Source organism: Chryseolinea sp. H1M3-3, from assembly GCF_029360725.1.
Taxonomy (GTDB): domain Bacteria; phylum Bacteroidota; class Bacteroidia; order Cytophagales; family Cyclobacteriaceae; genus Chryseolinea.
The window spans coordinates 1026998-1040396 of sequence record NZ_JARKMY010000002.1 but is presented as its reverse complement, the minus strand read 5'-3'; the positions used below and the strand labels follow the sequence as shown (position 1 = coordinate 1040396).

General features: G+C 41.7%; 12 protein-coding genes. 4 read left to right on the top strand and 8 right to left on the bottom strand.

Annotated elements, in window-relative coordinates:
- Positions 1-15 precede the first annotated feature (15 nt).
- The gene (locus tag P2W71_RS11995) at positions 16-1023 is read right to left on the bottom strand and encodes a LacI family DNA-binding transcriptional regulator (protein ID WP_276371234.1); all 1008 of its coding nucleotides are present in this window, start codon (positions 1021-1023) and stop codon (positions 16-18) included.
- A gap of 158 nt (positions 1024-1181) precedes the next feature.
- On the opposite strand from P2W71_RS11995, the gene P2W71_RS11990 reads away from it, so the two are divergent.
- Positions 1182-2048 carry an inositol oxygenase family protein gene (locus tag P2W71_RS11990; protein ID WP_276371232.1) on the top strand — a complete coding sequence of 289 codons (867 nt, stop codon included), beginning with the start codon at positions 1182-1184 and terminating at the stop codon, positions 2046-2048.
- 54 nt (positions 2049-2102) lie between these two features.
- Positions 2103-3734, top strand: a complete 1632-nt coding sequence (locus P2W71_RS11985) for a sodium/sugar symporter (RefSeq protein WP_276371229.1) — start codon at positions 2103-2105, stop codon at positions 3732-3734.
- A 220-nt stretch (positions 3735-3954) separates the two neighbouring features.
- On the opposite strand, the gene P2W71_RS11980 is transcribed toward P2W71_RS11985, so the two are convergent.
- From P2W71_RS11980 to P2W71_RS11960, 5 genes are all read right to left on the bottom strand, one after another.
- The gene (locus tag P2W71_RS11980) at positions 3955-4212 is read right to left on the bottom strand and encodes a DUF1801 domain-containing protein (protein WP_276371227.1); all 258 of its coding nucleotides are present in this window, start codon (positions 4210-4212) and stop codon (positions 3955-3957) included.
- On the bottom strand, positions 4213-4779 hold the full coding sequence (locus tag P2W71_RS11975) for a dihydrofolate reductase family protein (RefSeq protein WP_276371225.1): 567 nt from the start codon (positions 4777-4779) through the stop codon (positions 4213-4215). It lies immediately after the preceding gene.
- Between the two features lie 9 nt (positions 4780-4788).
- The gene (locus tag P2W71_RS11970) at positions 4789-5304 is read right to left on the bottom strand and encodes an SRPBCC domain-containing protein (protein ID WP_276371223.1); all 516 of its coding nucleotides are present in this window, start codon (positions 5302-5304) and stop codon (positions 4789-4791) included.
- A complete protein-coding gene (locus P2W71_RS11965; RefSeq protein ID WP_276371221.1) occupies positions 5301-5645 on the bottom strand; it encodes a metalloregulator ArsR/SmtB family transcription factor in 345 nt (114 codons plus the stop codon). The genes P2W71_RS11970 and P2W71_RS11965 overlap by 4 nt, the downstream gene beginning before the upstream one ends.
- Before the next feature lie 339 nt (positions 5646-5984).
- Positions 5985-6194, bottom strand: coding sequence for a hypothetical protein (locus P2W71_RS11960; RefSeq protein WP_276371219.1), 210 nt, complete (start codon positions 6192-6194; stop codon positions 5985-5987).
- Positions 6195-6615: 421 nt separating this feature from the next.
- On the opposite strand from P2W71_RS11960, the gene P2W71_RS11955 reads away from it, so the two are divergent.
- Positions 6616-7500: a dienelactone hydrolase family protein gene (locus P2W71_RS11955; RefSeq protein ID WP_276371217.1), complete on the top strand. Its 885-nt coding sequence runs from the start codon at positions 6616-6618 to the stop codon at positions 7498-7500.
- 226 nt (positions 7501-7726) lie between these two features.
- Here the strand turns inward: P2W71_RS11955 and P2W71_RS11950 are convergent, their stop codons facing one another.
- Positions 7727-10192, bottom strand: a complete 2466-nt coding sequence (locus P2W71_RS11950) for a glycoside hydrolase family 95 protein (protein ID WP_276371215.1) — start codon at positions 10190-10192, stop codon at positions 7727-7729.
- Between the two features lie 49 nt (positions 10193-10241).
- Complete coding sequence (locus P2W71_RS11945; RefSeq protein WP_276371213.1) at positions 10242-11318, bottom strand: LacI family DNA-binding transcriptional regulator; 1077 nt, start codon at positions 11316-11318, stop codon at positions 10242-10244.
- A gap of 189 nt (positions 11319-11507) precedes the next feature.
- Here P2W71_RS11945 and P2W71_RS11940 point away from each other — a divergent pair, with 189 nt between their 5' ends.
- Positions 11508-13388 carry a DUF1080 domain-containing protein gene (locus P2W71_RS11940; RefSeq protein WP_276371211.1) on the top strand — a complete coding sequence of 627 codons (1881 nt, stop codon included), beginning with the start codon at positions 11508-11510 and terminating at the stop codon, positions 13386-13388.
- The last annotated feature ends 11 nt before the right edge of the window (positions 13389-13399 follow it).

Below are 13399 nucleotides of genomic sequence, written 5' to 3'. Positions count from 1 at the left end.
GAAAATGCCGGGTGGTCATTTCGTGGAATCGCGCTCAATGAGTACAGACGGGATCATAATTTGTTCCTTCCTGATCATAGAACTTTTCTTCGTTAGACTCTTAATAAGAATCGAAGCAGCCATCTTTCCCATTTCAAATGCAGGTTGTGTAATGGTTGTAAGGGATGGATTCAAAAGATGCGCAATCTGCAAGTGCGAAAATCCGATAATCCTTATATCATTGGGTATCGACAAACGGATTTCCCTGCATACATCGTACGTCTGCATGACTACTTTTTCCACGGAGCCAACGATACCATCGGGTCGATCTTTGCTTTCCAGAATATTTCTGATCTGCTCCTTATTGAAACGCTCATCATTGGTGAGATAGAGAATTGGATTTTGCTGCAAATCGAAATTATACTCTCTCAGCGCTTGTTGGAACCCGTTCAATCTTTTTCGTACTATTGACAGGTCATCAAACAAAGCAAGAAAAGCAATTTTTTTACAACCGCGATGAATGAGGTGGCGGGCAGCATTATATCCACATTCCTGATCATTTGTAACAACACTGGTCGTATTTAAGTCTTCACAAATTCGATCAAAGAAAACAAGTGGTACGTTCCGTGTGGCTAGCTCTGAGAGATGATTATAATCTTTTGCGTCGGATGTTATTGATATCAATACACCGTCTACTCTTCCATTCCAAAAATCCCGGACAATAGCTTGTTCGGTTTTTACATTTTCATGCGTCAAATACACCATGACATGATAGCCTTGAGCTTGTGCAACCTCTTCAATGCCATTGATCGCAGCAGAAAAAAAGCTATCAGCCACTTCCGGCAATACCACCGCAATGTTCCCGCTTCTTCCCCTTTTCAAACTGCTGGCATAGGGGTTGGGCATATAATCTATTTCTGCCGCGTACGCAAAAACCCTGGCTTTTGTAGCTGCGCTGATTTCATGACTATCACGTAAAGCTTTAGAAACTGTTGAAACTGCCAATTGCAAATCCTCCGCAATCTTTTTTATTGTAATATTCATTGCGTTATTTAAAAATAAAAGCTGTTACACACACATCACACGAAAACGGTTTCGTAAATAAGCTGCCACTAAACATTGATGGTGTTGTTTTTATTTACCAAGTTCGAAATATTCTGCAGAGATGTGAAATAAGATTTTGAAAAATAAAATTCGAATTTATGAATCCTGAAAAAAATCCATTGGGAAATTTAGATGAGTGGGAAGAAGATTTGTTAAAAAGATATCCTGATCCCGAATCCATTGCCAATGGAAAATCGACTGCAGAATATCGCAATTACGATACTCCGCAACGCGACACAGTGAAAGAATTTTACAGACTTAACCATACGTATCAAACATACGACTTCGTAATCGAAAAAGAGAAAGACTTTCTCGCATTCAACAAAAAAGAAATGCCTATATGGAAAGCTTTCGAGTACTTAAATGAATTAGTTGACGATTCGGACCCGGATACGAACCTCGATCAGTTGCAGCATTTATTGCAAACTTCCGAGGCGATTCGCCGGGATGGACATCCCGATTGGATGGTACTCGTGGGATTGATTCACGATATGGGAAAGGTACTCTGCTTATTAGGTGAGCCACAATGGGCCGTAGTGGGTGATACCTTCCCTGTGGGTTGTGCTTATTCTGATAAGATCGTATATCCGGAATTTTTCCAGGCAAATCCTGACTATACCAATAAGGATTATAATTCCAAATACGGGATCTATTCGCCAAATTGCGGCTTGAGAAATGTCCACATGTCCTGGGGACACGATGAATATGTCTACCACATGATGAAAGATTATTTGCCAGAGTCCGGCCTGTACATGCTACGTTACCACTCTTTTTATGCGCAACATCGCGAGCATGCATATGATCATTTAATGGATGATCATGACCGTGAAATGTTTAAATGGGTAAAACTTTTTAATCCTTATGATTTGTATTCAAAAAATCCTACTCCGCCCGATTGGAAAGTGTTAAGGCCATACTATGAAGATCTGGTTGCTAAATATCTTCCATCTACATTAAAATTTTAATTGTTCGATTATAAGCGCTTAGCTGAAGGCCTGAAAAAGATCCATACAACGTAAATGAACCAGCTATCCCTTATAGACTACGTTGTTTTTTTTATCTATTTCATTATCGTGTCTTCGTATGGCTATTATGTTTATAGAAAGAAAAGCAAGTCATCCAGCACCACACGGGACTTTTTTCTCGCTGAAGGGTCACTAACATGGTGGGCCATCGGCGCATCATTGATTGCATCCAATATATCTGCAGAGCATTTCATCGGAATGTCCGGATCAGGCTTTGCGCTCGGACTGGCAATTTCTACCTATGAGTGGATGTCAGCAGCGACATTGATTATTGTTGCTATCTTCTTTATTCCGATATATCTCAAAAACAAGATTTACACCATGCCTCAGTTTTTAGCGAGGCGTTATAATGACACAGTGAGTACGGTCATGGCCGTATTTTGGATATTGGTTTATGTTTTTGTGAATCTGACGTCTATTATTTACCTGGGTGCTATAGCCATTACGTCAATATCCAACATCAGCTTTTCCGTTTGTGTGATTGGATTAATTCTTTTTTCTATTGTCGTTACGTTGGGTGGAATGAAAGTCATTGGATACACCGATGTGATTCAGGTTTCGGTTTTATTGATGGGAGGACTCGCCACTACTTATCTTGCACTTAATTTGGTTGCTGAAAAAGCCGGTAGCCCAGGCGATATCTTTGCGGGACTTTCTATTCTGCAGGAGAAAGCCGATTCGCATTTCCACATGATCTTTGAAGACGATCATCCTTATTATAAGGACCTGCCTGGATTGTCGGTTTTGATTGGAGGGATGTGGATCAATAATCTGAGTTATTGGGGATGTAATCAATACATTACGCAGCGAGCGCTGGGTGCAGACTTGAAAACTGCCCGGAATGGGATTCTTTTTGCAGCATTCCTCAAATTATTAATTCCGATTATCGCCGTCCTTCCCGGTATTGCCATGTTTGTTTTGCACCAGGATGGATTTTTCCAACAAGAAATGACCAATGAAGCAGGTGTATTGAAGCCGGACCATGCCTATCCCACACTGATGAATCTGCTGCCTGTAGGCATGAAGGGTGTTGCTTTTGCTGCGCTGACCGCAGCCGTTGTGGCTTCTCTTGCAGGAAAGGCCAACAGCATCTCAACCATATTTTCACTCGATATCTATAAAAAGTTTCTTAATAAATCGGCAAGTGATGATCAGATCGTCTATGTTGGGAAATGGACCGTGGTTGTTGCCTTAACCATCGCTGGCTTTGTTACGCCCCTCCTACGCTCACTCGACCAGGCCTATCAGTTTATCCAGGAGTATGTAGGCTTTATCGCGCCTGGTGTATTAGCTATTTTCCTGCTGGGATTATTCTGGAAAAGAACAACGTCCGCGGCCGCGTTAACTGGCGCCTTATTTACGATACCTGCGTCTACTATATTAAAATTTTTACCGCAATGGACAAATGGAGCTTTCCCCGATTATCCGTTCCTAGATAGAATGACCATTGTTTTCGTTATGATCATTGTAATTATGGTCGGTATGAGTCTTCTCGATCGTAAATCAGAAAATAATAGCAGTCGCATCGAAGTTGATTTACGTCGATTGCGCTTGTCTCCGGAATTTATTGCAGGATCAATTCTGATATTGGGCGTATTGACCGGCCTTTACACTTCTTTTTGGTAACGAATTTATATAGTCCCCGCACCTACTAAGAAACATTTTTGACAAGATTTTTTTTGCAACTTATTGAGAAGATTTCATGCCTATTTCTTTGCGGCTATTAGCCAGTCATTTATAATCTTATTCAAATCCGATTCGCGCGATAAAATATCGGCCAGACTTTTGAAAGTCACAAAGCAGCGATCATTTGCCTTCCATGTTAACAATCCGGAGTCATCAGTAATTAATTGGTTTTGGGCTGCTCCTGAACTTTTGCTCCACAGTGAAAAATGAGTTGGATTTGTCTAGGTGGATGAATTCTCATGGTGATTCTATCTTCACCATGAAATCCGTAGTTGGGGCCATTCCACTTGATATTTTCGGTCAATCCGCTGTTTGCAGATAGAATACTTTTTCGGAGCTGCTCGATTTGATCTCTTAAAGGATGTTGAAGCTCATCCAGAAATTTTGTTACTGCACCATTTAATTTCAGCTTTCCCATTTATTTTAATACATAGTTAAGCATTAGGATTCCGCAATTGTACACAATTGATTTTTTTAGTTTCAATTGTCGATGGGTATTTATCTTGTCAAAGATTGAATCGCCTTTTCCAAGCACAACAGGATTAACAAAGAAATAAAACTCATCGATCAATTCTTCTTTGACCAACTCCGAAACAAAAGAACTTCCACCATATACGACAAGATCTTTTCCGGGCTGACTTTTAAGTCTTTGGATTTCGTTAACCAAATTTCCTGCATTGACGTCGGTATTTTCCCATCTCGATTCGGGAATTGTCTTTGTAAACACGATTTTCTTAGCGCTAACAATTCTTTCAGCGAGACTGTACATTTCACCTTCAGGATTTTTCACAGTGTTAAGCCAGTATGGAATGTAATCGACCGCCAGCTTTCTGCCGATGATGATCGTGTCTGTACTTTCCAGCAATTCTAAAACCTGCGGCTTGATTTCATCTAATGCCCACGTTACCCACTGCTGCTCGTCGTTAGGCCCAGTTGAAACAAAACCATCTAATGACATCTGCATTTGTAATTTCAATTTTCTCATTGTGCTATTTCAGTTATTTTTTGATTGTAGTTTTCTCAGATAGTCTTCCAGAACTTGGTACATCGCGCTGAAACCTTGCCGCATGCTTCCTTCTATCGAACGGAAAGTTTCTTCCTCTTTGTTATTGGCCTCTACCGGTCTTCCTGTCATCGTAATTGTGGTAACTTTATTTTTCTCAGTAAAAACAAGGCTGTAAAGAATCTCCGAAGGAAGTTCAATGTCGAATGGTGCTCTTACGATATTCGCATTTTCATCAGCAAACCCGTTGGTAAATTCTAATAAATCATGGGGCTGGATTTTCTTGAACAAAAAACGACCGTAACTTTTTTTACCATTATCTTCCATTCGATAGTGAAAAATACCGCCCACCCTAAAGTCGAGCTTGATCACTGAATTTTTACGCTCGACGGGCCCCCACCATTCGCCTAATGCTTGTGGATCTGCAAAGGCATTAAACACCAGCTTCTTTGGCGCATTAAATTGATGCGTTATAATCAGTTCGTTCGTTTGATTCACGTTCTTCATGATCTTTTCTTTTTCGTTTTTTTTCGGGCCTGTACTTTATTTAGATACTTTTCCAGCGAAGTAAAGCGCTCTTTCCAGAAAAGGCGATATTGTTCAACCCAGGCAGAAACTTCTCCCAATCCATCCAGTTTCGCCTCGCAGACCCGCTCCCTTCCTTGCTGTTTGACAACGACAAGCCCACACTCTGTTAAAATTTTAACATGCAGTGAAACTGCCTGTCTGCTCATTTCAAACTTTTCAGATATGGCGTTAAGGTTTAATGGATGGTGTGCTACCATATCTATAATTTGTCTTCGGGTAGGATCGGCAATAGCCTGAAATACATCTCGTCTGGTTTCCATAATATGCAAGTAAGTGCTTGCAAATATATATGCAAGCACTTACTTGCGCAAGTTGTCGCGAGACCTTTTTAATCGATTTTATAAAACAGCCAGCAGTATAGGGGTTTGACCTTGATGTTGACGACTCACGTTAGAATATTTGGCGGCGGGATCATCAGGATGTGGTACAATAAAATGAAACAGACATACCAAGGCGTATAAATTGCCGATGGCTGAACTACCGAGCGGCCGCGTTGTAGTTATTGTTTAGTTTGGAACCACGTACGCGAACAAGAATATCAAACGGATATGTTCCTTTCGTTTTTGCTTGGAAAAGCAATTGCACACAACTTTACTTTATCACGCGAAAGTAATCGGGAAAATTTCAGATTCGCTTTTTTCGATCGTTTTGTCTCCCTTAACGGGCTTGATTTTATACTTATACTTTTGCTTGGCAGACGGATCCATAGTATCACCATCTTCAACAGAAATTTCAACAATTTCATAATCCACAAAATCATCTTCCTCGGTCAAATAGACCTTGTCGCCAGTGCTGTAAATGGGTTTCATAATATCATAAGTTAACGTTAAAACGATTTATTACCTGTCCTATTGTATAACGCCAGTTTCTCAAGGTAGTTTTTAAAAGCCCAAATCTTTTTCAATTAATATTGCCGTGGGACACCGCTCGATAAAAACCTCAGAATTAGGTTGTTGACGAATTCCATTGGGCTGTGATTCTGCTCCCTTATTTTTTGATCCCGCTCATATACCTTTCGGAACTTCGTCTCTCCAGTCGTGATACGCCTTGTCAGCGTTAAACTAGACCGTCTAGTCGTGTCATTTCGTCCAATACCTTTCAAACTTGGCCAACGTTGCATTAACCGATATGACCTGTAATCAACCACTCATTTAACTTTCATTCATTTGATGGGCATAAAACGATATCTTTAATTTTAGACGATTTTCCTATCACCCTAAATAAAACCGTATGAAAGAAATCAAAAAAGAAGACATCAAACAGGAAGTATTTGACCTTTACGATGACTATGCACACAACCGGATTGAACGGCGTGCATTTATTGATAAACTTTCTACCTATGCTGTCGGGGGTATTACAGTTGCCTCGCTGCTGAGCTTTATCAGTCCTAACTATCAAATTATTCAAATCCCTCCTGATGATCCCAGATTAAAGTCGGAATATATAAACTACAATTCACCAAAAGGCGGTGGGTCGATCCGCGGTTTGCTTTCGCGTCCCGTTGATGCCAAGGGAAAGTTACCGGGTATTATTGTTGTGCACGAAAATCGGGGCTTGAATCCATATATTGAAGACGTCGGGAGACGGGCTGCACTGGCAGGATTTATCTCTCTTGCCCCTGATGCGCTTACACCACTCGGCGGATATCCGGGCAATGATGATGAAGGAAGAACATTGCAAAGTAAACGCGATCGAAATGAAATGCTGGAAGACTTTATTGCAGCTTATCAACACCTTAAATCGCATGCTGAATGCACAGGTAAAGTAGGTGTCGTTGGTTTTTGTTTCGGAGGATGGATTTCTAACATGATGGCTGTACGCATTCCCGATCTTGCAGCAGCAGTTCCATTTTATGGAGGACAACCTTCTGCGGAAGATGTACCAAAGATAAAAGCACCTCTTTTACTTCACTATGCGGCGCTGGATACACGGGTAAACGAAGGTTGGCCTGCTTATGAGAAAGCATTGAAGGAGAACAATAAAGAATACACCGCCCATATGTATCCCAATGTAAATCATGGTTTTCATAACGATAGTACACCGCGTTATGATAAAGCAGCTGCCGAACTGGCTTGGCAACGAACCGTGGAATTTTTCAAAGCGAAATTGAAATAATCCTCAGGTAGAACATGATTTTAGGAGATTGAATTCATTGTACCCAAATTCAACGCGACCTGAAAAGCTGAAAATACAAGAAGCTTCCACACGTGCGAGTCATATCTAATATCTTCTGTATTTTAGCCGTCCAACATGACTGGGCAAAATCACAAGCGTTACCTTGGGGTGAACCTCCTATACAACGGTTGGCCTGGACTATTTATATCTTCAATAATCAAAAGTCTTACTTAGTCGAGCGAAATTTATACAGCCCTCCTTTTTTAGTTGGGAAAATTGTGATGTAACCCTGGTCATCCTTAACTGATTTTGCGGAGATACCTTCTATTTTTAGGGGTGTAGCTGTGCGCAGTATACAAGGTTCTCCGTTCAATGATTTGATAGCCGCACGTGTTATTTTTTGATTGGACCACGCAAGATTTACTTCAAATCCACCTCGCGCTTTTAAGCCTTTTACTTCTCCATTTTGCCACTCGTCAGGGATGGCAGCCAAAAAATGAAGCTCTTTTAAATGACTTTGCAATAACATTTCCGTTATTCCTGATGTACCACCGAAATTTCCGTCGATTTGAAATGGCGGATGTGCATCAAAAAGATTAGGGTAGGTTCCTCCCCCATTGGAATAATCAGTTCCATCGAGCCCCGTAATTTTTAACTGCTCGCGGATTAATTTATGGGCATGATTACCGTCCAGCAGCCGCGCCCAAACATTTATCTTCCAGCCCTTCGACCACCCTGTTCCACCATCGCCCCGGAGTTCCAAAGACTTTCGGGCAGCATCTGCAAACGCAGGAGTTTTTAAAGGTGTGATTTCATTTCCAGGAAATAATCCAAAGAGATGTGAGATGTGACGATGCTGAGGGTCGGCGTCTTCCCAATCCATATACCACTCCTGAAGGTTTCCCTTCTTCCCAATTTTTAGAGGATACAATTTTTTCTGTTTATCAATCAGCGTTTGACGGAAATCTTCGTCTACGCCCAATTTTTCAGAAGCAGCAATTAGATTCGAAAACAAATCACGAATAATAGACATATCCATTGTGGTGGCAATCGATACGGAGCCCTTAACCCCTTTATCCGTAATAAATTCATTTTCCGGAGAAGTCGAGGGCGCCGTCACCAACAATCCGTTTTTATCCGCTACCAGCCAATCCAAACAAAACAACCCCGCACCCTTCATTAACGGATAGGCTACCTCGCGCAAAAAGGTTATATCGCCGGTAAACTGATAATGTTCCCACAAGTGCTGGCACAACCATGCGCCCCCCAATGGCCAACTAGCCCACATGGGACTTCCACTGACAGGATTTGTTGTTGCCCAAATGTCCGTATTGTGATTTAACGCCCAACCTTTTGCATTGTAAAAATTCTGTGCTGTTTCCTTCCCAGTCACCGACAGGCGTTGGACCAAGTCAAGCAAAGGTGTATGCAATTCCGAAAGGTTGCAGGTCTCCACCATCCAGTAATTCATCTCTGTATTTATGTTCGTTGTGAAATTGCTGCTCCAAGGTGGACGAACATGATGATTCCAGATACCCTGAAGATTAGCTGGGATGCCTCCGGGCCGTGAACTCGAGATCAACAAGTAGCGTCCAAACTGAAAATACAATGCTTCAAGACCCGTATCCGATACTCCCTTTGCATATCTAACCAGCCGTTCATCTGTTGGCATATCTACCGACGGGTTCCCGTTGAGAACAAGGCTCACCCGATTAAAATAATGCTGATAATCAGCAATGTGATTTTTCTTGAGCTGGTCAAAGTCGAGTGGCCACGTATTATTTAAATATTGTTCGACAAGTTTACTTTCATCTTTACCATCTTTATCAGGGCATTTATCAAAACCATTGTAACTCGTTGCAGCGGAAACAAACAATAATACTTCACTGGCGCCACTTACTTGCAAACCATCATCAGTACTATTTACACGGCCGTCAATATTCTTTACCCTTACACGGAATTCAAAACGCATCCCGCGGCATCCAGTCGGATCGTTGTAGATAACAGGCTGCTCCATGGTTTGCATGTAACTGGGATCAGTATGCGAAGGCGCTTTTCCTTTCGTAGCAATTTCTTGCTTGCTGATAACCATATTTTTATGGTATAAAGGACTGGAAGGGTGAATCGTAAAATTCAAAGCTCCTTTTTGGCTCGCCGTGAGGCGAATAATCATTGTCTGCTGGGGTGCAGAAACAAACTGTTCCCTCATAAATTTAATGCCGTTTGCTGTGAATTGCGTACTGGCAATTGCGGTTGAAATATTGAGGTCACGATAATAATCGGTAGGCTCCCCTTCAAAAGTATGTTTTATCACAAGATCTCCAAGCGGCTCGAAAGACTCCGTAAACAATCCATGCATTTTCTTAGCAAGCTCTTCTGCTTTCTGGAATTCTTCATTAAACAATGCAGTCCGAATTTGCGAAAGATATTGAGTAGCCATAGGGTTAGGATTCGTGTTTACGGGCCCTCCTGACCAAAGCGTTTCTTCATTCAACTGAATAAGTTCTTCTTTAGCGTTACCAAAAACCATAGCGCCTACCCGGCCGTTGCCAATGGGTAATGCCTCATTCCAGTTTCGTGCAGCCTGCTTGTACCAAAGTTTAAGGTTATCCTGCGCGTAAACACAGGAAGAAAGTCCAAGGAAGAGAACAAAAAATAAATTTCTGATGACAGATATTAATGAAAGTTGCATAGTGCGTGAAGGTCGATTGGAGTAAAAAGTGGTATCTGCTAATTTAGTTTTACAATATGGTAGCTGCAGCCGGAGTTGAGTAATATATTTTTCCAGCGGAAGATTGTCGATGGATCAATTGAGGGGAAATCACCTTTCTTTGCGGAATAAAATTTTTCACCTTTCCATCCCTTAATTGATCAATGAGTAACTGAGCAGCTGTCGAGCCCAGGGTTTCACTGAATTGATCAACCGTAGAGATAGCAGGCGTTACTTGGGATGAAAATTGTTCATTACTGAAACCTACAATCCCAAATTCCTCAGGAATCTTTATTCCTTTTTCCTGAACGACGCTGATGGCGCCAAAGGCCAGATAATCGCTTGCGGCAAAGATGGCGTCCGGTGGTTGGCTCAATTTAAAAAGACTTTCAGTTGCGTTTATCCCTTCATTGGTATTAGGAGCGCATTCAATTAGATAATCGGGATCGAAAATTATTCCATGGTCGATAAGTGCTCTTTTATAGCCATCAATTCTCTTGCGGAAAGGTAATACATGACTGTAACCAGCAAGATGCGCTATCCTTGAATATCCCCGTTGCACGAGATGGTCAATCGCTTTCACGGCACCCGAAAAATCATCAACAGTAACGGTGCTGATTTTTTCATCTTCAAACGTACGGTCGAACAGGACAACAGGAATCTTTGACGATAAAATCTTATAGAAATCAAAATTTTGTGTGCCCATAGCAAGTGAAGCAATAACACCTTCTACCTGTGCACGCATCATTCCTTCGAGCTGCTTTTTTTCAAAATTATAATCATCTTTTGATTGCGCGATGATAACACTGTACCCTTCCCGGCTTAAAGTTTCTTCCGCACCTTTTATGGCAGTAGCAAAGAAACTGTAGTGAATTGCAGGAACAATTACACCGATGAGCCCACTTTTTCCCTTTCTTAATCCCGTAGCCATAGCGTTGGGACGGTAATCCAATTGTTGCGCTGCCTTTAATACGGCTTCCTTTGTTTGTTCACTGATGCGGGGATGATTACTGAAAGCTTTGGAGACGGCCGATGGGGTGATGCCCAGTTTTAATGCAATATCGACTATCGTGGCTTTTTTCTTCACTTTACCTTTTGAATTGTTCAAACGTTTGAACAAATTAGCGCACTTTTAATAATTATTCCAATACATCTTTGTAATTGACATTATGCACTTTGCAAGCATAACGAAAATGGCGATTAATATCTTTGAGGATTAAGCTTATGGAATGTCTCCATTCTATTAGCTTCGACTACAATACCATGCAAACAGCAAACATTTTATAATACAGATATCATGCATTATTATTTCTATTGGTTCTCTCTTGCTTTTATCGGTTGCGTCTTCTCGGTACAGGCACAAATGAACGAATCATTGTACACTACCATGGCCTTACAGGATCTGAAGGAATTTAAACCCACTAATGGGAATTGGAAAATTGCCAAGGATGTCTTTTACGATTGGAAAGAAGCAGGCAAAGCGAAAATTACCGGAGGGACTGGTATAGTCGTGAATGATATTTCCGACAAAGCAAAAGACCATTTGATCACAACCATGGAACATGGTGACATTGATCTCGAATTAGACTTTATGATGGAGAAAGGTTCCAATGCCGGCGTATACCTGCAAGGTCGTTATGAGGTTCAGATGTTTGACAGCTGGGGAATTTCTCCGGTTAAGGCAACCGATTGTGGTGCGATCTACGAAAGGTGGGATGATAAGCGACCTCCCGGAAAGCAAGGATATGAAGGACATCCTCCTGCGCAAAATGTTTCCAAAGCACCTGGCCTCTGGCAACATTATCGGATCGAATTCAGAGCCCCGCGGTTCGATGCAAGTGGTAAAAAAATCGAAAATGCACGGTTCATAAAAGTTGTTCACAACGGTGTAGTTATCCACGAGAATGTTGAAGTGACAGGACCAACCCGAGCAGCGATCTTTTCCGATGAAAAATCTGTGGGCCCTCTTGTAATCCAAGGAGACCACGGACCCGTTGCCATCCGAAACATTAAATTCAAGGCTTATGGCCAAGAAAAAATAACGTTATCTGACCTCAAATTGAATGCATATGAAGGCAGATTTTCCTCCCTCACAGAACTGAATGCCGCAAAACCTGTAGCGACAGTCGATATTGATTTACTCCAACACCAGGGAACTGAGACGATGGATTACTATGGAGGAAAAATCAGTGGTACCATTCATATTCCTAAAAGCGGTAAGTATTTTATGAATCTCCATTTGAAGTGGATTCCTGACGATACAAATCCTACCAATCCAAACGGCGGCGGCGAATTAAAGATCGACAACAAAGTTGTGATGAGCCTTGATGGGAGGAAAACAGGAAGAGCTTCCGCCGTAGTTGATTTGGAGGCAGGCAACTATCCTGTTGAATTAAACTATTACAAAAAATTTCAGCATTGGTATCAACAGGCCAACGACATCGTATTTGGCGTTGAAACAAATGGCATTGCATATACCAACCTTAATTCAGTTTTACTCTTCGCTGAAGCCGTTGGCGCCATCACGTTACCCGTAGGACAAGATCCGGTGATGCTTCGAAGTTTTGTGAACCATAAAGGTAAAAAGAAAACACATGTTATCTCCGTAGGTGAACCAACCAGAATTGGTTATAGCTATGATCTTAGCTCGGGAAGCGTATTGCAATACTGGCGGGGAGATTTTGTTGAAACCACACAGATGTGGTATGGTCGTGGAGAACCTCAGCTGGCTGTACCATTGGGCAGTGTAATAGAATCATCCGGTAGACCAACCGTGGCAATGCTCCGCGATAAAAGCGAAGTCTGGCCCGATTCTAACACAAATTACAGCTACATCGGCTATGATATCAGTAAAACGGGCAATCCGATTATCAAATATTCGATTGGTAAAACGCAGATCAAAGAACTATTATCTGCCGAAGATTCGGGACACATCCTGGCGCATACCATTACGCTGGCATCATCCGATGGCACACCGGTGTGGTGTAGAATTGCCGAAGGCAGCGCCATCACGAAATTACCTAATGGCCTATACGCTATAAACGATAAACAATTTTATATACAGTTGCCAGACAAGTCAGAACCGGTTATTCGAGGTGCATCCGGCGCGATGGAATTATTAATTCCTATGAAGTCAAAAGATAACGCCGGTTCATTAAAATATAATATCATTTGGTAACAAGCGATCGT